This window comes from Nonomuraea sp. NPDC050394 (assembly GCF_044459065.1).
Lineage (GTDB): Bacteria > Actinomycetota > Actinomycetes > Streptosporangiales > Streptosporangiaceae > Nonomuraea.
The window spans coordinates 671826-691073 of record NZ_JBITIO010000003.1 but is presented as its reverse complement, the minus strand read 5'-3'; the positions used below and the strand labels follow the sequence as shown (position 1 = coordinate 691073).

The following is a 19248-nucleotide window of genomic DNA, read 5'->3' as shown; positions in this document are numbered from 1 at the left end:
TGGCGCGAGCCTGACGGCCCGCGCCGCGGCCCGCGCGGTTGCCGCCGTCACCGGTCGTGTTCCGCGGCCAGGTGCGCGGGAAGCAGCGCGGCGCCGAAGTCGGCGCCGGGACGGCGCAGCACCGAGTGGGCGTGGTTGGCGCCGTCCTGGGTGTTGTCGTACTCGATGAGCAGGCCGGGGCCCTGGATGCGGTAGTAGTGGCCCAGGCCGCGCCCGGCCGGTCCGGCCCAGGCGAAGGTCAGCTTGCCCGGCTCCACCGGTACGCGTAGCGCGGGCGCCAGGCGGTCGACGTAGACCGAGGCCAGCTTGCCCAGCAGCGCCGCCGCCGGGCCCGCCAGCTCAGCGCCGCGTACGCCCGGCGGGTCCAGGGGGTCGGTGGCGATGGCGGTGCCGGTGAGGATGTCCGGCGGGGCCGTGGTGGCGATGAGGGCCGCCGCGCGGTGGGCGGCGGGCAGGTCGGCGAGCAGCGCCCGCGCGAGTTCCTCCTCCAGCGGCAGCGGGCGGGTGACCGCGACGCCCTCGTAGGTGACCATGGCCGGGTTGGCGCCCAGGAACAGCGGCGCCACCTCCACCTCGTCCCCGCTGACCGTGGCGGTCACCGAGACGTGGTGGCCCTCGAAGCGCCAGCTCCAGCGGGGCGCGCCGGGCGAGCCGAAGAGCGCGAGGTGGTAGTCGTCGCTGTGGCGCCTGCCCCGGCCGTCCTCGCGCAGGTCGAGCACCTCTTCCAGCGCCATCACCGTCACGGCCTGCGCGAAGGCGTGCGGGGCCAGCGCGGTGGCCAGCAGGCGGTGGGCGGCGTTGCGTGCGCTCCTGCCCAGCCCGAGCAGCGGGACGCCCGGCCGCCACGCGGGCACGTACGTCCACTGCACGCGCAGCGGGTCGGCGAACTCGTGCCCCGCGAGCCCCCGTTGTTCCTCGTCCAGGGCGTCGAGGAACTCCCCGGCGACGGCCGCCATGGCCTGTGCGGTCATGGTGATTCCCGCCTTCTCTAGGGGTTGTATGTACGAATTATGGTGATTCTATGGAGCCCGACCCCAGATTCACCCTCGCAAATGAACGTACCTTTTTGACGTGGTTGAGCACCGCTTTGGCGTTGAGCGCGGGTGGCGTGGCGATGGCCGCCGTGCCGGAAGACGTCTTCGTCCCGTGGATCCGCACCAGCCTGGCCATCATGCTCGTCGCCCTGGCCGCGCTCGCCGCCGGCATGGCCTACCCGCGCTGGCGCAACATCCAGCGCGCGCTGCGCGACCAGTCTCCCCTGCCGCCGCCCGCCCTCGCCGCCGTCTTCGGGTACGGCGTGGCCGCCGTGGCCGTCATCGCCCTGGTGCTCATCGTTCTCGCGATCTGACCATGTCGCAGGAGATCTGGGACCCCGGGCTGCAGAGCGAACGCACGCGCCTGGCCTGGGTACGGACCGCCGTCGCCCTCGCCACCGGCGGCCTCGCGGCGGCCGGGCTCACCCTGCGGGCCGGACTGCCCCCGGCCGCCGTGGCCGGCTTCGCCCTGGCCGCCCTGAGCGGCGGCGTCCTGCTGGCCAGGACCGGCGCCCGCTTCCGCGGCCACCAGCGCGCCCTGCACGAAGGCATGCCCCTGGACGCCGGCCTCGACGTGCTGTTCGCCTGGCTGGGCACCCTCTGCGTGGTGGGCGGGGCGATCTTCTTCGTCCTCAGCTGAGGCTCCGCGTACGCCAGCCGTCGGGGAACTCCCTGCGCCCCAGATCGTCCAGCAGCGACAGCAGCCGGTAGCGCCCAGGGACCGGCGGATCGTCCAGCAGATCCCAGAAGCAGCGGAAGTAGCCATCCGCCCGATCCCGCCCGCGCAGCGGCTCCAGCTCACGCACCGCCTCGTCGGTGCGGCCCAGGCAGGCCAGCGCCAGCGCCCGTACGTGGCGGTCCTTCTCGCTGCCGGTGTGCGCCGGGTTCGGCTCGGCTGCCTGGGTCAGCAGCCGTTCCGCCCGCTCCGGGTCGGACCTGCGCAACATCACGCCCAGCCGGACGCTGTAGCCCCGGTAGCCGTCCCGCTCCGCCGCGTGCGCCAGTTCCAGGTGGGCGCGGGCCGCGTCCGGGGCGCCGCGCATCAGCTCCACCATGGCGCAGTCCAGGTGGTCGGCGTTCGCCGCGTCCGCCTCGCTGACCACCGCGGCCTCGCCCGACATGGCGTGGACCACCGCCAGCCCCGCCTTGATCCCGGAGTGGTCGGGACCGGCGCGCAGCCCCTGCCGGTAGACCTGAGCCGCCTCCTCCAGCCGGCACAACGCCGTCAGGTGCCCGCCGAGCAGGTAGTGGGCCCTGGCGTAGTCGGGGGAGATCCTGATCGCCGCCCGGTAGGCGCTCTCGGCGGCCCCGTTGTCACCGAGCGCGAAGTAGGCGTTGCCCAGCTCCAGGTACGCCGCGGCGTGCTCCGGATCCAGGCGCACCGCCTCCTCCAGCGACCTGGCCGAGGCGGCGACGTCGCGCAGGCACGCGTGCAGGATGCCCGCCAGGTAGTGCAGCCCCGACGCGTCGGGCCGCCGCTCCAGCCGCCGCTCGGTCAGCTCGACGGCCGTGCTCCAGGCGACGACCGCCTCCGCGTGCCGGTCGAGGTCGCGCAGCACGTACCCCAGACCCTCGTAGGCATAGGGATTGCCGGCGTCCATCTCGATCGCCATCCGGTACGCCGCCTCCGCCTCCTGCGGCCGGTCGAGAGCGTGCAGGGTGTCGGCCAGTTGCTTGCCGATGAACATCGTGCGCCCGATCTCGATCACCCGCTGGTAGGCGCGGGCCGCCGCCTCATGCTCTTCGAGGTTGGAGTGCAGCGCCCCCAGCCACTCGTACATCGGGCCCGACCCCGGATTGCGCTCCACCTCCGCCTGAAGGATGCGCAGCCCGAGCCGCCACTGCCGCCGCGCCTCCTGCGGCCGGTCGAGCTGCGCGAGCACCGAGCCGAGCCGCCCGTAGGCGCTGAAGTCCTCGGGATCGAGCTCCACCACCATCCGGTACGCCGCCTCCGCCTCCTCCATGCGGCCGAGGGCCAGCAGGGCGTTGCCCCGGTAGGTGTGGGTGTCGGGGTTGTCGGGGCGTACCCGGGTCAGCCGGTCGGCCAGGGCCAGCGCCTGCTCGTGCTCCTCCGACGCCTCGGCCATCAGGCACGACCAGTCGAGGAAGCTCGGGTCCTCCGGCGCGTGTTCGAGCTGCTCGGCCAGGATGCTCCTGGCCCGCCCCCGGTGCTCCAGCTCCAGGACCCTGGGGCCGGACAGGTGGTAGGAGTTCCAGATGTGCAGCGCGGGCCAGAAGCGTTCCTCGTCGTCGTTCCCGGCCGCCTCGAAGGCCCGGATGGCCTCGGCGTACCTGCCGTACTGGCGCAGGGCCAGGCCGAGCTGGGTCCAGGCGCCCTCGTCGCCGGGCTTGAGCTCGGCCGCCTCCCGGTAGAAGCCGAGCGCCAGCCCCTGGTATCCGAGGGCGGTGATGTCGTGGCCGAGTCCCATCGCCAGCGACGCCGGGTCGGCGGCGAGCCTGACCGCGGTGGCGAAGGCCTCCTCCGCGCGTGACTGCTCGCCCAGGGCCAGCGCGGTCAGCCCGAGATGGCGCCAGGCGTCGGCCGCCTCCGGCGCGTACCTGGTGGCCAGCTCGGCGGCGCGCAGCGCGTCGTTCGACGGCGAGCGGCGCAGATTGGCCGGGTCGACCAGGTCGCGGGCGATCTCCATCGCCGCCTGCGCGACCTGCTCCAGCGCGGCGGGCGAGGACCCGGCCAGGAGCGCGGCGGCCCGCTCGGTCAGCACGATCCGCGCGCCGGTGTCGAGCGACAGCCAGCGGGCGTGCCGCAGCCGCAGCAGGTCGAGCAGGCCCGCCCGGATCTCGCCCTCGACCGGACTGTAGTCGGAGCGGGCGCTGTCCATCAGCGCGAACGTCCGCTCCAGCGTCTTCTGGTAGGGGGTGAAGCCCGGCCTGAGCATGTCCTGCATGGTGTCCAGGTGCTCGCGCTGGTCGGGCGTCAGCACGGGCTCGAAGAAGCGCGCGGTGAGCAGGAGGTCGCCGGCGAAGCCGCGGTCCAGGACGCAGATCGGGAAGAGCCTGGCCATCAGCCGCAGGCCGTCCACGTTGTCGGTCCAGAACGCGTGCCACAGCAGCGTCTCGACGTTCTCCCGCCAGGCCCGGTCGTCCAGGCGCTCGGTACCGTCCAGGCCGTCCTGGCCGGCCAGCCGTTCGCGCAGTACCTCGATGGCGCGCCGGTTGGCCTCCAGCACGGTGTAGCGGTCCTGCGGCCCGAGCAGGAACGAGCGGAACGTGGAGCGGACCGCCTGGTGCAGGCGGCGGGTCCTGGTCAGGATGAAGTCGTGCCGGCGCACCAGCTCGTTCATGATGCGGGCGAAGGCCAGCGGCTCGCCGACGTCCCACAGCGCCGACAGCAGCGAGGCGTCCAAACGCTCCGAGCGGTGCAGGGCCATGCCGAACAGCAGCATGCGCTCAAGCGGGTCGTGGGTGTGCTTGAGATAGCGCTCGGCCAGCGTCCTGATGACGAAGGAGACCTCGCCGTTCTCGCCGATCTCGGCCAGCGCGTCCTCCACGTCACCGGTGCTCTCGATCTCGTGGCACAACATCGACACCGCCAGCGGAATGCCCCTGCTGGCCCGCCAGATCCTCTCCACCGGCAGGTCGTCGGCGGCCGGGCCGAGGCGGCGGTCCAGGTACTCGGCGAGCGTCCCCATGTCGAAGACCTCCATGAGGATGCGGCGGAAGCGGGTGCCGGGCAGCTCGCGCTGGTAGAGGGAGGCCTCGTTGCCCTCGGTCGGGCTCAGCTCCTCCTCCAGCCGCATGGCGATCACCCAGACGACGCCGGGGCCGGACAGGCGTATCGCCTCGCGCAGCCGCCGGTGGTCGGCCGGGCGCAGCAGTTCCGCCGTGTCCAGGAAGATCGCGATGGGCGAGCCCTTGCGGCCGCCGGTCAGGCCGCGCAGCCCCGCCGCGAACGCGGACACCACCTGGTCGCGCATCCGCGCCACCCGGGCCTGCTCCCTGGCCAGCCGCTCGGCCTTCTGCTGCTTGCGGCGGTGCAGCGCGTCGGCGCCGCGGTCGACCATCCGGTCCAGCGGGCTGGTCGGCAGCGGCACGCCGAACAGCGCGTCGCCGACCAGTTCCCCGCCGAGTTCCAGCGCCCCCTTGGTCCAGGCGCGGGCGCCGGAGTCGGCCTCCTCGCCCTCCGGCGCGTCCTGGTCGCTCTCCCCGAGCGCGTCCACGGCGGCGGCGAAGTCCTCGAACTCCTTGCCCGCCGCGCGGCCCTGCCGCCGCTCGCCCGGCGGGCACAGCTCGAACGCGATCCGCTCCAGCGTGCTCACCAGGCTGGCCCGCCACAGGCCCACCGCCTGGTCGAGGTCCTGCACCTGCTCGGCGTCGAGGTCCACCAGCACCCCGCGCAGCCCGGCCGCCGCGGCCATGTCCACGTAGCGGTTGACCAGCGTGCTCTTGCCCATGCCGCCGTGGCCGTGCACGAGAACGGCGAAGCCCTCGTCGGGCCCGTCCGCCGGATCCCGCAGCGCGCTCAGCAGCGAGGCGAAGCGCTCCTGCTCTTCCGTACGGCCTACGAAGATCTGACGCGCCACTGCCGCTCCAGGTGGGGGGTTACCGGGTCCGTGCCGATGTTCCTACCCCGCTTGCGGGCATGCGCAAGCCGGGCGGACACTCGGAGAGAGGGGGTGACCTCATGGAAGAACAGCGCAGGAGCGTGCCGTTCGAGTGCCGGGGATGCTGGCATGTCTGGGAAGAGGACTACCTCGTGCGATCGGTCGACGACCGCCATGGTAACGAAAGAGAGGTGTGGGTCCGTTCGGGCGTGCTCGTCCCGCCGCCGTCGAGCGCAGCGCTCTGCCCCCAGTGCGGCGGGCAGCAGACCACGATCTTCCCCGAGGGCTATCTCGCCCGCCACCCGGAGGCGCGGCTGGCCGCGCGGCCGGTGGCGCCCGACGAGACGGCCCTGCTGAGCCCGGTACGACCACGACTGCTCTGAAGCCTGACGAAGACCCTGGACCCCGCCGCGAAGGGGAATCCCGGAGGGGCCTCGTGCCCCTCCGGGAAACGGTCAGCTGAGGCTCTCCAGCCAGGCTCTGTGCAGCCCGGCGAAGCGGCCGGAGGCGGCGATGAGCTCGTCGGGATGTCCGTCCTCGACGATCTCGCCGCGCTCCATCACCAGCACCCGGTCGGCGATCTCGACGGTCGACAGCCGGTGCGCGATGATCAGCGCCGTGCGGTCGGCCAGGATCGTGCGCAACGCCCGCTGGACCAGCCGCTCGCTCGGCACGTCCAGTGACGAGGTCGCCTCGTCCAGGATGAGCACCGCCGGGTCGGCCAGGAACGCCCGCGCGAACGCCACCAGTTGCCGCTGACCGGCGGACATGCGCCCGCCGCGCTTGCCCACCTCGGTGTCGTAGCCGTCGGGCAGCCCGCTGATGAACTCGTGCGCGCCGATCGCCTTGGCCGCCTCGCGCACCTCGCGGTCGGAGGCGCCCGGCCGGCCGAAGCGGATGTTGTCGGCGACCGTGCCGGAGAACAGGAAGTTCTCCTGGGTCACCATGACCACCGCGCGGCGCAGCGTCGGCTCGTCCAGCATCGTGAGGTCGACGCCGTCGAGCAGGACGCGCCCCTCGGCCGGGTCGTAGAAGCGGGAGATCAGCTTGGCCAGCGTCGTCTTGCCGGCGCCCGTGGCCCCGACCAGCGCCACGCTCTGCCCGGCCGGGATCGTCAGGTCCAGCCTCGGCAGGATCGGCATCTCCTCGGTGTAGGCGAAGCGCACGTCCTCGAAGCGCACCTTGCCCCTGGCGCTCTCCAGCGGGGCCGGCTTGCGCGGCTCGGGCACCGCCGGCTGCTCCTCCAGCACGCCGGACAGCTTCTCCAGGGCCGCGCCCGCCGACTGCAGCGTGTTGTAGAACTGGCTGATCTCCTGCATCGGCTCGTAGAACTGGCGCAGGTAGAGCAGGAACGCCGCCAGCACGCCGACCGTGACCTCCTGGTGCAGGGCCAGCCAGCCGCCGTACATGAGCACGCCGGCGACGGTCACGTTGCCGATGAGCTTGATGCCCGGCATGAAGATCGCGAGCAGTTGCATGCTGCGCGCGTTGGCGTCGCGGTAGTCGGCGTTGAGCTGCCTGAAGATCTCCTGGTTGCGGTGCTCGCGGCGGAAGGCCTGGACCGCGCGGATGCCGGTCATCGACTCGACGAAGTGCACGATGACCAGCGCGACCGTCTCGCGGGTGCGCCGGTAGACGATCGCCGACTGCCTGCGGAACCACCGGGTGAACAGCAGCAGCAGCGGCAGCGGGATCAGCGCGAGCAGGCCGAGGTGCAGGTCCAGGACGATCAGCAGCGCCGCCGTGCCGAACATCGTCAGCACGGCCGTGACCAGGCCGTCGAACCCCGACTGCAGCAGTTCGGCGATCGCCTCGATGTCGGAGGTCAGCCGTGAGATGACCCGGCCTGAGGTGTACTTCTCGTGGAAGGACAGCGACAGCCGCTGGAAGTGGTCGAACACGCGCCGGCGCAGCTCCAGCAGGATGTCCTGGCCGATGCGTCCCGACAGCTTCAGGAACGCCTGCCGGGTGAGCGCCTGGGTCGCCGCGGCGGCCAGGATCACGCCGACCACGGTCAGCAGCGTGCCGGTTCCGGTGCCCTTGAGCATCGGCGGGATGCCCTCGTCGATGCCCACCTTCACCAGGTACGGGATCGCCAGGCCCGCCAGGTTGGAGACGATGATGATCGCGGTCAGCGCCGCGATCTGCTTCTTGTGCGGTTTCAGCAGGTCACCGAGAAGCTTTCGGGAGCGCTCCCGCAGCAATACCGAGACCTTCTCGTCGAGCTCGTCCTGCTCCTCGGAGGCCACGCCACGCCAGGCCTTGGTCGGGGTGGTCATCGCAGCGCTCCTTCCGAGGGGTCGAGGTCGGCGTCCTGGGCCAGCAGCTCCCGGTACTCGGGCACACCCTCCAGCAGTTCGTGGTGGGTGCCGACGTGCGTGATCGTGCCGCCGCGCAGCAGCGCCACCTTGTCGGCCAGCAGCACCGTCGAGGCGCGGTGCGCCACGACGATGCCGGTCGCGTCGCGCAGCACCCGCCGCAGTGCCTCCTCCACGAGCGCCTCCGTCTCGACGTCCAGCGCCGAGAGCGTGTCGTCCAGGACGAGAATCCTCGGCTTGCTCAGTACGGCCCGCGCCAGCGCCAGCCGCTGCCGCTGCCCGCCCGACAGCGACATGCCCTGCTCGCCGATCCGGGTGTCGAGCCCCCAGGGCAGGTCGTAGACGAACTGCGCCTGAGCCGTGCGGATCGCCGCGTCCAGTTCCTCCTCGGAGGAGTCGAGGTGGCCGAGGGTGAGGTTCTCCCTGACGCTCATCGAGAACAGCGTCGGCTCCTCGAACGCGGTCGCCACGATCTGCCGCAGCGAGCCCAGCTCCAGCTCGCGCACGTCGTGGCCGTCGATCGTGACCCGGCCGCGGGTCGGGTCGAGCAGGCGCGGGACCAGCGCGGTCAGGGTCGTCTTGCCGGAGCCGGTCGCGCCGACGACGGCCACGGTCTCGCCGGGCCGTACCTCCAGCCAGAGATCGTCGAGCACGGGGCTCTCGGCGCCGGGGAAGCGGTACTCCACGCCCTCGAAGCGCAGGTGGCCGCGTGGTTCCGGGGCCGTGTCCGCGCCGTCCTGGATCGCCGGGACGGTGTCCATGACTTCCATGACGCGGTCGGCGGCGGTCATGGCCTCCTGGGACATGGCCAGGATGTAGCCGAGGCTGGCGATCGGCCAGACGAGCTGCAGCATCAGCGTGGTGAAGGCGACCAGCGTGCCCAGCGACAGGTCGCCGCCGCCCACCGCGAGCGCGCCGAGCAGCAGGACGAGCGCGAGCGTGAAGTTGGGGATGACCTCGAGGAAGGTGAAGAAGCGCGCGGAGTGGCGCACCTTCTCCATGGAGGTCCCGTGCACCTTCAGCGCGGAGTCGTCGAAGGAGTCGAAGACGTGGTGCCGGCGCCCGAACGCCTTGATCGTCCGGATGCCGATGGCCGACTCCTCGACCAGTGTGGCGAGGTCGCCCTGCTCGTCCTGGACCCGGCGGGAGATGAGGATGTAGCGCTTCTCGAACCGCAGCGACACCACCACGATCGGGACCGCCGACCCGGCGACCAGCAGCCCGAGCGGCCAGTACATGTTGAGCAGCACGATGGTGACGGTCGTCAGCTGCAGGATGTTCATGACGAGGAAGAGCATCCCGAAGCCGAGGAAGCGCCGGATCGCCGACAGGTCCGTCGTGGCACGCGACAACAGCTGGCCGGACTGCCATTCGTTGTGGAAGGCCATCGGCAGCCGCTGGAGGTGCCGGTAGAGGTTGTCCCGGATGCGGGTCTCCAGCCCGAGGACCGGCCCGACCTGGGCCCAGCGGCGGAGGAAGGTGAGGAGTGCTTCGACGACGCCGACGCCGAGCGCCAGAAGCCCGAGCGGAAGGAGCGCCCCCTGGTCACCGTGGGCCACGGGCCCGTCGATGACCTCTTTGCCGATGAGCGGGAGCGTGATGCTGGCCCCGATGCCAAGGAGGGCGACCAGCCAGATGAAGACGAGTTTGCCGATGTAAGGGCGGAGGTAGCCCTTCATCCGCCAGAGGGAGTTGGTAGACAGCACAGGACGGCGGGAGGTTGTGGTATCGGGAGGCACTCAATCAATGCTAACCCGGCCGTTCAACCCATTTTTGGCCGGGGTTGGTTTCGGTCGGGCCCTAAATCGTCGTGGCGGACGGGCGCGTGGTCCAATGTGGCGCGTGACCGTCATCGTGAACGCTGAAGCGTCCCCCGTCCTTTTCCTCCGTCCTTGGCGAGACGACGACCTGGCCCCGCTGGTGAGCGCGTACCGGGATCCCGAGCTGCGCAAGTGGACGCTTCAACCCATCGTGACCGACGACGACGGGCGGCGCTGGCTGGACCTTCAGCACCGAGGCTGGGAGAGCGGGGAGCGGTTGAGCTTCGCCGTACGGGAGGAGGGGAAGGACGCGCTCCTGGGCAACGTGGTCATGAAGCGCGCCGACCCGCAGGGTGACACCGCCGAGGTCGGCTACTGGACGGCGGCGCCCGCGCGCGGCAGGGGAGTGGCGCCGCGGGCCGTGGAGTCGCTGACCGCGTGGGCGTTCGCCACCTATCCCGACCTGGCGTTGCTGGAGCTGCTCCACCAGGTCGACAACCTCGCCTCCTGCAGGGTGGCGGAGAAGACGGGCTTCCTGTTCGAGGAGATCCTCCCGGCCGAGGCGCCGTATCCGTACGACGGCCACCGGCACTGTCGCCGCCGCCCCGATTAGGCAGGGAATCGGTCAAGGCGGCGCGTCGCGCGGCGGGCGTGCGTGATCATGCGGGGCACAGTGGGACGCGACCGGCCCACGATCCCGCCGGACCGCCGTAGCCCGTGAGGAGCGCATGGAGCCGCTGCTGATCCTGCACGCCGTGGCGGCGATGTGCGCGCCGGTGCTCGTGCGGGTGATGGGCAGGGGTGCCTTCACGGTGCTGGCGGCGGTCCCGGCGATCGCCCTGGTGTTCGTCGCGGGATGGGTGCCGTACGAGCACACGCGCGCGTGGGCGCCGCAGCTCGGGCTGGAACTGGCCTTCCGGGTCGACGAGCTGTCGGCGCTCATGGTGACGCTGGTGACCGGGATCGGGGCGCTGGTCCTGTGGTACTGCTCGCGCTACTTCGGTCGTGACGCCCAGGGGCTCGGGCGCTTCGCCGGATTCCTGGTGGCGTTCGCGGGAGCCATGCTCGGGCTGGTGGTCGCCGACGACCTGCTCCTGCTGTACGTCTTCTGGGAACTGACCACCGTCTTCTCCTACCTGCTGATCGGCTACGACCCCGAGAGCCGGGCCGGCCGGGTCGCCGCCATGCAGGCGCTCACCGTCACCACGCTCGGCGGGCTGGCGATGCTGGCCGGGCTGGTCATCATCGGCCAGGCGGCCGGCACCTACCGGATCTCGCGGATCGTGGCCGATCCGCCCCAGGGCGGCATGGTCGTGGCGGCGCTGGTCCTGGTGCTGGCCGGCGCGCTGGCCAAGTCGGCGATCTTCCCGTTCAGCCTGTGGCTGCCCGGCGCGATGGCCGCCCCCACGCCGGTCTCGGCGTACCTGCACGCGGCCGCGATGGTGAAGGCGGGCATCTACCTGCTGGCCCGGCTCGGGCCGGCGTTCGGGGACGTGGCGGTGTGGCGGCTGGTCGCGGTGCCGCTGGGCCTGGCGACCATGCTGATGGCCGGCTGGCGGGCGCTGCGCGAGACCGACCTGAAACGCCTGCTCGCCTACGGCACCGTCAGCCAGCTCGGCTTCCTCACCGTGCTGTTCGGGGCGGGCACGGGCGCGGCGGCGCTCGCGGGCGTGGCCATGCTGCTGGCGCACGCCCTGTTCAAGGCGGCGCTGTTCCTGGTCGTCGGGATCGTCGACCATGCCACCGGTACCCGCGACCTGACCGTGCTGAGCGGGCTGCGCACCACGATGCCGTGGGTGTGCGCCGCCTCCGTCCTGGCGGCGGCGTCGATGGCGGGGCTGCCGCCGCTGCTGGGCTTCGCCGGCAAGGAGGCGGCCTTCGAGTCCCTGCTGCACGACCCGCTCGTCCTGGCCGGCGTCGTGCTCGGCTCGGTGCTGACCGTCGCCTACACCGCCCGCTTCCTCTGGGGCGCCTTCGCCGCCAAGCCCGGCCTGCCGTCCACGCCGGTGCGGCCCACGCCGGCGCCGATGTTCACCCCGCCCGCGCTGCTGTCGGTCCTCGGCCTCGCCACCGCCTTCGCCGCCGCCCGGTACGGCGCCGCCATGACCCCCTACACCGCCACCTACCCCGACCACGGCCCCGAGGTCCACCTGGCCCTGTGGTCCGGCGCCATGACCCCGCTCGCCCTGTCGGCCGTCGCCCTCGCCCTCGGCATCGCCCTCTTCCTGATCAGGGAACCCGTGGCCAGGCTCGGCGCCTCCCTCCACGTGCTCGACGCCGCCCGGCTCTACTGGGCGTTCATGCGCGGCGTGGACCGCAACGCCACCATCCTCACCGGTCTCCTCCAGCGCGGCTCGCTGCCCGGCTACCTCACGCTCGCCCTGGCCGTCATGGCCGCCACCGGCTGCTTCTCCTTCCTGTACGGCGGCGCCCCCGTCCTCGACCTGGACGTCACCGCCTGGGACCGGCCAGAGCAGCCGGTCATCGGCGCGGTCCTGGTGGCCGGAGCCGCCGCCCTGCTGTTCGTGCGCGGCCACATCCTGCTCGCGCTGATGGCCGGCGTCACCGGCTACGGCGCCGCCCTGCTGTTCCTGGTCCACGGCTCGCCCGACCTGGCGCTCACCCAGTTCCTCGCCGAGACGCTCAGCCTGGTGATGTTCGCGCTGGTGCTCCGGCGGCTGCCGGTCAGCCCGGAGCGCGATTCGGCCCGGGTGCCGTTCGGGCTGCGGCTGGGCCTGGGCCTGGTCACCGGGGTCGTGGCCGCGGGGGCCGGGATGGTGGCGCTGCACGAGCGCACCGCCGTTCCGGTCGGGACGCAGCTGGCCGCGGCGGCCGAGCGGGCGGGGGCGGCGAACATCGTCAGCGCGCTCCTGGTGGACATCCGCGCCTGGGACACGCTGGGCGAGAGCTCGGTGATCATCGTGCTCACGCTCGGCGTGACGAGCCTGGTCTTCCTGCGCCGCCGTACCTTCAGCCTCGAACGCGAGGACGCGGCGCCGCTCCCGGACGGCCGCACGCACTGGTTGTCGGCCACGCTGCCGGCCGGCCAGCGCTCGGTCATCTTCGAGATCGTGGCCAGGCTGACCTTCCACACGATGCTGCTGTTGTCGGTGTTCCTGCTGCTCACCGGGCACGGCCGGGTCGGCGGCGGGTTCGCGGGCGGCATCGTGGCCGGGCTCGCGGTGGCGGTGCGCTACCTGGCGGGCGGGCGCTACGAGCTGGCCAGGGCTCTGCCGGTCAACGCGGGCGTGCTGATCGGGGTGGGGCTGACGCTCTCGGTGTGCTGCGCGCTGATCGGGTGGGGCGCGGGCGGCGACGCGCTGCGGATGCTCGCGGCCGACGTGACGCTCCCGCTGGTCGGGACCCTGCACCTGTCGACGGTGCTGCTGTTCGACTTCGGCATCTACCTGTCGGTGGTCGGCATGGTCGGTGACGTCCTGCGCAGCCTGGGGGCCGAGCTGGACCGGCAGATGGAGGGCTCGTGAGCCTGCCGCTGGTGCCGTTCGCGCTGTCCGCGGTGCTCATCGCCGCGGGTGTCACGCTGCTGCTGGAACGGAGCCTGGTCAGGATCCTGGTCGGCGTCATCGTCCTGTCGAACGGCGTCAACCTGCTGATCGTCACCGCGGGCGGGCCGGCGGGGCGCCCGCCGTTCGCCGGCACCGAGGGGATGGCCGACCCGCTGCCGCAGGCGATGGTCCTGACCTCGATCGTGATCACGCTGGGCGTGACCGCCTTCCTCCTGGCCATGGCGCACCGTTCCTGGCAGCTGACCGGCGACGACGCGGTGCAGGACGACACCGAGGACCGCCGGGTCCGCATCAGGGCCACCGCGGGCGAGCTGAGCCGGGGACTGCGCGACAGGGAGAAGTCCTACGAACGGCTCGTCGCCGACCAGCGCGCCGAACTGGCCCGCCTGGACACCGAGCGGATCGAGCGCGAGCGCCGCGCGGCCGCCGAGCTGGAGTCGCGGATCCTGGAGATCAACGTGGACCTCGGCCGCTGGATGGAGGCGCACAAGAACGACGGGCTGTCCTCGGAGGAACTGCTGCGCCGCTTCGAGGAGGCGAGGCTGCAGGAGGAGGCCCAGGCCCGCGGCAAGGACGACCGGGTACGCGAGCTGCGCGCGGACTTCGCCCGCCGGCAGCGTGAGCAGGACGCCGCCGAGCAGGCACTGCGGCGCAAGCTGCGTACCCGGCAGCGCGAGGCGCGCAGGAAGCTGCGGGCGGCGATCCGCGAGGACCTGCGCAGGCAGGCGCTCGCCCAGGATCCCGAGCTGGAAGGGGAGGACTGACATGCAGGCGCTGATCCCGGCGCCGGTCCTGCTGCCCCTGCTGGCCGCGGCGCTGAAGCTGGCCATCGGCGGGCGGCTGCGCCGGCTGCACGCGCTGATCAGCCTGGCGACGCTGGGCGCGATGGTCGTGATCTCGCTGATCCTGCTCGTGGCGGCCGACCGCGGCGGCCCGCTGGTCGCGTGCGTCGGAGGCTGGCCCGCGCCGACCGGCATCTGCCTGGTCGCCGACCGCCTGTCCACGCTCATGCTGGTGGTGTCGTCGGCGGTGACGTTCTGCGTCATGCTGTACTCGCTGGCCAACGCCTACGCCGACCAGGAGCACCTGGCGCCGATGGCGATCTTCCACCCGGCGTACCTGATCATGGTCGCGGGGGTGGCGGACGCGTTTCTGTCCGGTGACCTGTTCAACCTGTTCGTCGCCTTCGAGATGCTGCTGGGCGGCTCGTACGTGCTGCTCACCTTCGGCGGGACCCTGCCGCGCATCCGGGCCGGCGCCACGTACACGGTCATGGGGCTGGCCTCCTCCATGCTCTTCCTGATCGCGCTCGCGATCACCTACGCCAGCACGGGCACCCTGTCGATGGCCCAGCTCGCCGAGCGCTTCGCCGGCCTGCCCCAGCACCTCAAGCTCCTGGTCGAGCTCACGCTGCTGCTGGTCTTCGCGATCAAGGCGGCGGTCTTCCCCATGTCCGCCTGGCTGCCCGACTCCTACCCCACCGCCCCGGCCCCCGCCACCGCCGTCTTCGCCGGTCTGCTCACCAAGGTCGGCATCTACTCGATCATCCGGCTGGAAGCCCTGCTGTTCCCCGGCGGGCCCGTGTCCACGATCCTCATGTGGGCCGCCCTGCTGACCATGCTGATCGGCGTCGCGGGCGCCGTAGCCCAGACCGACATCAAACGCATGCTCTCCTTCACCCTGGTCAGTCACATCGGCTACATGGTGTACGGCGTCGCGTTGTCGTCGATCGCCGGCATGGCCGGCGCCGTCATGTACGTCGTGCACCACATCACCGTCCAGACCAGCCTGTTCCTGGTGACCGGACTGATCGAGCGGCGTACCGGCACCACGTCCGTGGACCGGCTCGGCGGGCTGATGCGGCTGGCCCCGCTGATCGCCGTGCTCTTCTTCATCCCGGCCATGAACCTGTCCGGGATACCCCCCATGTCCGGATTTTTGGGGAAACTTCTGCTGGTCCAGGCGGGGCTGGCCGACGGCGGGCCGCTGGCGCTCACCCTGGTCGCCGGCAGCCTCGTGACCAGCCTGCTGACCCTGTACGCGGTGGCCAAGACCTGGGGCAAGGCGTTCTGGCGCAGCCCGCCGGCCGCGTACGGAGCGGAGGAGACCGTGCTGGACAGCGAGGAGTCGTCGGAGGAGGACGCGATCCGCACCACCGTGCTGCCGCCCTGGCCCATGGTGGCGGCCACGGCGGCGCTGGTCGTGCTGGCCCTGTCATACACGGTTCTGGCCGGGCCGCTGTCGGCGCTGGCCGGGCGGGCCGCCGGTGAGCTGATGGCGCGGCAGCCGTACCTGGAGGCCGTGTCGGGGAGCGGCCGATGAGGACGCGACTGTTCGCGCCGCGGGTGTTCGGGCGGCACGTGCCGCTGCCGCTGGTGATCTGGCTGACGCTCGTCTGGGTGCTGCTGTGGGGCGAGCTCAGCGTCGGCAACGTCCTGGGCGGACTGCTGGCCGGGGCGGTCATCTCCTGGATGCTGCCGCTGCCGTTGCTCGACCCCGGCATCCGGCTCAGGCCCGTGGCGCTGCTGGCCTTCTTGCCCCGCTACGCGCTGGACATGGTCGTCTCCAGCGTGCGCGTCGCCTGGTGGGCGCTGCGGCCGGGGGCCTGCGACCCGCCGGTCCACCTGGCCACCGCGACGCTGCGCACCTCGTCGGAGCCGATGACCACGCTGATCATCGTGGCGCTGTCGTCGCTGCCCGGCAGCCTCGTCGTCGAGGCCTACACCGGAAGGAAGGAACTGGTCGTGCACGTGCTCGGCGTCACGGACACCGGCTCGGTCCAGGAGGAGGTCACCCGGCTCGAAAGCCGGGTGATCGCCGTCTTCGGCACCAGGGCCGACAGGGAGGAACTCCGATGAGCATGGTCTACGCCGCGGTGGTGATCCTGCTCGGCTGCGCGGCGGCGATGACCGTCTACCGGCTGGCCCGCGGCCCCTCGATGCTGGACCGCGCGGTCGCCTTCGACGTGCTGACGGCCGTGGCCATGTGCGCCGTCGGCACCGGCGCCGCCATCTACCGCGAATACTCGGCGATGCCGATCCTGCTCGTCCTGTCGCTGCTGGGCTTCGTCGGGTCGGTCTGCCTGGCCAGGTTCTTCGCCAGGAGCGGCCGATGACCGACATCCTCGCCGGAACCTGCCTGCTGCTCGGCGCGGCGCTGACCTTCGTGGCCGGGATCGGACTGGTCCGCTTCCCCGGCACGCTGGCCCGCATGCACGCCGGCAGCAAGCCCCAGGTGCCCGGCATCCTGCTCATCCTGGCCGGCATGTGGCTGCGCGAGCCCACGGCGGCCACGGGCGGACCGCTGCTCATCGTGGGCTGCGCGCAGATCATCACCGTGGCCGTGGCCACCTACGTGGTCGGCCGCGCCGCGTACCTGTCCGGCTGACCACGCACCCGCGTCAGGAGGCCTGGCGGCGCCCGCGTCAGGAGGCCTGGCGGGCCTCCCGCGCGGTGAGGTGGTCGTCCAGGACGCGGGCCGCGCGGACCAGGGCGTTGGAGCGGGGCCGGTCGGCGAGGTGCGCCACGACCGGCACCGTGCCCGCGGCCCCGGCCCAGCGGGCGACGTCCAGGGCGAAGACGAGCATCCGGGTGTGGGTGGCGGTGCTCCGCTCGTCGGCCGCGGGCAGGTAGGACGTGAGCAGGCCGGTCATGATCTCCCAGACCTCGCGGTGCGCGCCCTGCCTGGCGCAGGACTCCAGGGACGAACGGATGTCGGCCGCCCTGATCGCGCCCGCCCGCAGCGCCAGGCCGAGCTGGTGACCGCAGCGCTCACCCGGCAGGCCGCCGGTGGCCGCGGCCTCCAGCAGCAGCCGCTCGGCCAGCTCCGCCGGCATGTACCAGCCGCGCTCGCCGAGCAGCGCCGCCAGTAGCGCCCCGACGGCCTCACCGCCCGGGCCCTCCTGATGGAGCAGGGCGGACACGTGGTCGGAGAAGTGCGCCGGCCGCTCCCAGCTCGCGCTCGCGAACGGCAGCAGGTGCACGGCCAGCGCCTCCCGGTCCGAGGGCAGCACCCGGTGCCAGTCCTCCATCGACTCGCCGAGGCGGGCGGAGAACGCGCCGCCGAGCAGCGCGTCGACCAGATCGAGCCCGGTCGGCTCCAGATGCGCGACGACCCTCGGACGCTGCTCGCGCCACAGCACCCGCGGGCGCGGCTCGGGCCGGTCGGCCAGCCAGCGCGCCAGCGTGCGGCCCGCCTCGGACGTCAGCCGCCCGGCACGCTCGGCCACCTCAGCCGGGACCGCGCGCGGCAGCCTCAGCAACGCCTGCTGCAGGTCGGCGGGCAGCGCCACCGCGCCGGCCCGCTCGTAACCCTCCAGCCGGGTGACCAGCTCGGCGGCCCCGACCTGCCCCGCCGCCGTCGTGGGCGGCGCCAGCAGGTACGGCGGCAGCGTCCCGGCCCGCAGCCCCGCCAGGACCTCGGCGCAACGCTCCAGCGTCATCCGGTACGGCGCGGCGACCGAGCGCCGCTTCGGCAGGCGCTCCCTCGGCTGCCCCGTGCTCTCACCCGGATGGGCGGCCTCGCGCATCAGCGCCTCGACCCACAGCTCCACGCTGCCCCAGGTGCGCTCGGCGTCGAGACGGCTCCGGGACAGGGGCCGGTTCAGCACGGCCATCAGCGCCCCGCGCACGGCGGCCGGCGGAGGGCGCCGCCCGGCCGCCGCCGGCGCGTCGCGGACGAACCCGTCGAGCCACTGCTCGAACGGATCCGGCTCATGGACCGGCCGCTCGACCTCCGGCAGCGCGACCGCCTGGAACCCGTCGTCCAGGCCGGCCTCCGGCTCGACGTGGCCATACGCCTCGGACAGCCGGCCGAGCAGGTCCGCCGGCAGCACCGTCGCCGCCTCGCGCACCGCCTCGGCGCCGACGGGAGTGAAACGCCCCGCGTGCCGTACGGCCAGTCGTACCGTCCGTTCCTGGACCGGGTAGGACTCGCACAGGAACGCCGACGCCAGCGCGGGCGCCAGGTGGTCGAGGTCGCCGTCGCTCTCGCGGGCCAGACGGTCCAGCCAGGTCAGCCCGGCCCGCACCAGCTTGCTCTCGGGCCGGAACAGCAGCGCGGACACCGCCTCACCGGCGTCGTCGCCGTCGAGTGAGCCGCGCAACTGCTTGAGCGCCGCTTCGGCGATCGGCCCCGGCGCGGCGGGCAGCAGCCGCAGGTAGTCGCGGGCGCGGCCGGGGTTCGGGGCGGGGTCGAGCAGCTCGTGCAGGCGGACGAAGAAGCGCAGGTCGGCGGCGTTGCCACCGCGCAGGAACCGGCGCACGCAGCCGTCGGCGAGCATCTCGCGGTCGAGGACGCCGGAGGCGGCCAGGTCGCGCAGCGTGCGCAGCCAGGAGTGCTGTGGCTCCCACTCCCACCGTGGTGGTTCGATCCGGTCCTCGCGCAGGGCCCGGCCCACCCCCTCCGCCTCGAACATCCGCGGCAGCAGGTGCGCCGCCAGCGGATCGTCAGGCAGCCTGGGCGGCAGGGCGACCCAGGCGGCCACGAGCGGTTCGTGGTCGGGCGGCACGGTCCCGGTCCTGCGCAGCAGCTCCAGCGCCAGGGCCGCGCTGTCGTCGTCGGCCTGGGCGCGCGAGCCGCGCAGCCGCAGCGCCAGCCGTACGGCCAGGTCGGCCTGCCACGCGGCCGGGCGGGCCGCGATGACCTTCAGCAGCGGCTCCATGTCGGAGGCCGGTGACCATCGCGCGAACTCGCGCCGGTAGAGCCAGCTCGCGACCGCCGCGGCCCCGCCGATCGTGCCCGCTCCCGCCACCCGCATGGGCTCGATCCACTCCTGGGTCAGCTGCCAGTCCCAGGTGCGCCGCCGTTCGGCCAGCCGCCGCTGCGCCGTCCTGGCCGGGGCGATGTGGCCGGGCAGTTCGCGGGCGACCTCACGCCGCCCGGCCTCGTCCAGCTCCAGGACCCGCTCGGCGACCTCACCGGCGTCCGCCCGGGTGATCCCCTTGCGCACGGCCTCCCACGCCCGGCCGTTCACGCGACCACCTTGACGCCCGCGCGGCTCTCCCACGCCCGCCCGCTCACGCGTTCACCCCGACGGCTCTCCCGCG

The 19248-nt window shown here is 72.8% G+C and carries 15 protein-coding genes; 10 read left to right on the top strand and 5 right to left on the bottom strand.

Going from position 1 to position 19248, the window contains the following annotated elements; translation table 11 throughout:
- Positions 1-47: 47 nt before the first annotated feature.
- The gene (locus tag ACIBKY_RS16205) at positions 48-971 is read right to left on the bottom strand and encodes a DUF3500 domain-containing protein (RefSeq protein ID WP_397097440.1); all 924 of its coding nucleotides are present in this window, start codon (positions 969-971) and stop codon (positions 48-50) included.
- A gap of 50 nt (positions 972-1021) precedes the next feature.
- Here ACIBKY_RS16205 and ACIBKY_RS16200 point away from each other — a divergent pair, with 50 nt between their 5' ends.
- Positions 1022-1348 carry a YidH family protein gene (locus ACIBKY_RS16200; protein ID WP_379618787.1) on the top strand — a complete coding sequence of 109 codons (327 nt, stop codon included), beginning with the start codon at positions 1022-1024 and terminating at the stop codon, positions 1346-1348.
- 2 nt (positions 1349-1350) lie between these two features.
- Positions 1351-1674 (top strand): DUF202 domain-containing protein, encoded by a 324-nt coding sequence (locus tag ACIBKY_RS16195; RefSeq protein WP_397097439.1) that lies wholly within the window; start codon positions 1351-1353, stop codon positions 1672-1674.
- On the opposite strand, the gene ACIBKY_RS16190 is transcribed toward ACIBKY_RS16195, so the two are convergent.
- The gene (locus tag ACIBKY_RS16190; protein WP_397097438.1) at positions 1667-5575 is read right to left on the bottom strand and encodes a tetratricopeptide repeat protein; all 3909 of its coding nucleotides are present in this window, start codon (positions 5573-5575) and stop codon (positions 1667-1669) included. The two genes, ACIBKY_RS16195 and ACIBKY_RS16190, sit on opposite strands and share 8 nt — an antisense overlap.
- Before the next feature lie 101 nt (positions 5576-5676).
- On the opposite strand from ACIBKY_RS16190, the gene ACIBKY_RS16185 reads away from it, so the two are divergent.
- Positions 5677-5979 (top strand): hypothetical protein, encoded by a 303-nt coding sequence (locus ACIBKY_RS16185; RefSeq protein WP_397097437.1) that lies wholly within the window; start codon positions 5677-5679, stop codon positions 5977-5979.
- A gap of 72 nt (positions 5980-6051) precedes the next feature.
- Here ACIBKY_RS16185 and ACIBKY_RS16180 read toward each other — a convergent pair whose 3' ends face one another.
- Both ACIBKY_RS16180 and ACIBKY_RS16175 read right to left on the bottom strand, forming a co-directional pair.
- Positions 6052-7875, bottom strand: coding sequence for an ABC transporter ATP-binding protein (locus ACIBKY_RS16180; RefSeq protein ID WP_397097436.1), 1824 nt, complete (start codon positions 7873-7875; stop codon positions 6052-6054).
- The gene (locus ACIBKY_RS16175) at positions 7872-9593 is read right to left on the bottom strand and encodes an ABC transporter ATP-binding protein (protein WP_397097435.1); all 1722 of its coding nucleotides are present in this window, start codon (positions 9591-9593) and stop codon (positions 7872-7874) included. Before ACIBKY_RS16175 ends, ACIBKY_RS16180 begins: the two co-directional genes overlap by 4 nt.
- 163 nt (positions 9594-9756) lie before the next feature.
- Between ACIBKY_RS16175 and ACIBKY_RS16170 the strand changes: the two genes are divergently transcribed.
- The 7 genes from ACIBKY_RS16170 to ACIBKY_RS16140 all read left to right on the top strand — a co-directional run bounded on the left by ACIBKY_RS16170 (position 9757) and on the right by ACIBKY_RS16140 (position 16588).
- Positions 9757-10287: a GNAT family N-acetyltransferase gene (locus ACIBKY_RS16170; protein ID WP_397097434.1), complete on the top strand. Its 531-nt coding sequence runs from the start codon at positions 9757-9759 to the stop codon at positions 10285-10287.
- 115 nt (positions 10288-10402) lie between these two features.
- Positions 10403-13159 carry a Na+/H+ antiporter subunit A gene (locus ACIBKY_RS16165; RefSeq protein WP_397097433.1) on the top strand — a complete coding sequence of 919 codons (2757 nt, stop codon included), beginning with the start codon at positions 10403-10405 and terminating at the stop codon, positions 13157-13159.
- Positions 13156-13965, top strand: a complete 810-nt coding sequence (locus tag ACIBKY_RS16160) for a Na(+)/H(+) antiporter subunit C (RefSeq protein ID WP_397097432.1) — start codon at positions 13156-13158, stop codon at positions 13963-13965. Before ACIBKY_RS16165 ends, ACIBKY_RS16160 begins: the two co-directional genes overlap by 4 nt.
- Before the next feature lies 1 nt (position 13966).
- Positions 13967-15523, top strand: a complete 1557-nt coding sequence (locus ACIBKY_RS16155; protein WP_397097431.1) for a Na+/H+ antiporter subunit D — start codon at positions 13967-13969, stop codon at positions 15521-15523.
- Positions 15520-16059: a Na+/H+ antiporter subunit E gene (locus tag ACIBKY_RS16150; protein WP_397097430.1), complete on the top strand. Its 540-nt coding sequence runs from the start codon at positions 15520-15522 to the stop codon at positions 16057-16059. Before ACIBKY_RS16155 ends, ACIBKY_RS16150 begins: the two co-directional genes overlap by 4 nt.
- Positions 16056-16316, top strand: a complete 261-nt coding sequence (locus ACIBKY_RS16145; RefSeq protein ID WP_397097429.1) for a monovalent cation/H+ antiporter complex subunit F — start codon at positions 16056-16058, stop codon at positions 16314-16316. The genes ACIBKY_RS16150 and ACIBKY_RS16145 overlap by 4 nt, the downstream gene beginning before the upstream one ends.
- Positions 16313-16588 carry a cation:proton antiporter gene (locus ACIBKY_RS16140; RefSeq protein WP_397097428.1) on the top strand — a complete coding sequence of 92 codons (276 nt, stop codon included), beginning with the start codon at positions 16313-16315 and terminating at the stop codon, positions 16586-16588. The genes ACIBKY_RS16145 and ACIBKY_RS16140 overlap by 4 nt, the downstream gene beginning before the upstream one ends.
- A 37-nt stretch (positions 16589-16625) precedes the next feature.
- On the opposite strand, the gene ACIBKY_RS16135 is transcribed toward ACIBKY_RS16140, so the two are convergent.
- Entirely contained in the window at positions 16626-19175 is a 2550-nt protein-coding gene (locus ACIBKY_RS16135) for a hypothetical protein (protein ID WP_397097427.1), read from the bottom strand.
- Positions 19176-19248: the final 73 nt, after the last annotated feature.

Excerpts from the sequence above, each read along its gene's own strand:
- ACIBKY_RS16205 (WP_397097440.1), bottom strand. The coding sequence starts at position 971 with ATGACCGCACAGGCCATGGCGGCCGTCGCCGGGGAGTTCCTCGACGCC.
- ACIBKY_RS16200 (WP_379618787.1), top strand. The coding sequence starts at position 1,022 with ATGGAGCCCGACCCCAGATTCACCCTCGCAAATGAACGTACCTTTTTG.
- ACIBKY_RS16195 (WP_397097439.1), top strand. The coding sequence starts at position 1,351 with ATGTCGCAGGAGATCTGGGACCCCGGGCTGCAGAGCGAACGCACGCGC.
- ACIBKY_RS16185 (WP_397097437.1), top strand. The coding sequence starts at position 5,677 with ATGGAAGAACAGCGCAGGAGCGTGCCGTTCGAGTGCCGGGGATGCTGG.
- ACIBKY_RS16180 (WP_397097436.1), bottom strand. The coding sequence starts at position 7,875 with ATGACCACCCCGACCAAGGCCTGGCGTGGCGTGGCCTCCGAGGAGCAG.
- ACIBKY_RS16175 (WP_397097435.1), bottom strand. The coding sequence starts at position 9,593 with ATGAAGGGCTACCTCCGCCCTTACATCGGCAAACTCGTCTTCATCTGG.
- ACIBKY_RS16165 (WP_397097433.1), top strand. The coding sequence starts at position 10,403 with ATGGAGCCGCTGCTGATCCTGCACGCCGTGGCGGCGATGTGCGCGCCG.
- ACIBKY_RS16155 (WP_397097431.1), top strand. The coding sequence starts at position 13,967 with ATGCAGGCGCTGATCCCGGCGCCGGTCCTGCTGCCCCTGCTGGCCGCG.
- ACIBKY_RS16150 (WP_397097430.1), top strand. The coding sequence starts at position 15,520 with ATGAGGACGCGACTGTTCGCGCCGCGGGTGTTCGGGCGGCACGTGCCG.
- ACIBKY_RS16145 (WP_397097429.1), top strand. The coding sequence starts at position 16,056 with ATGAGCATGGTCTACGCCGCGGTGGTGATCCTGCTCGGCTGCGCGGCG.
- ACIBKY_RS16140 (WP_397097428.1), top strand. The coding sequence starts at position 16,313 with ATGACCGACATCCTCGCCGGAACCTGCCTGCTGCTCGGCGCGGCGCTG.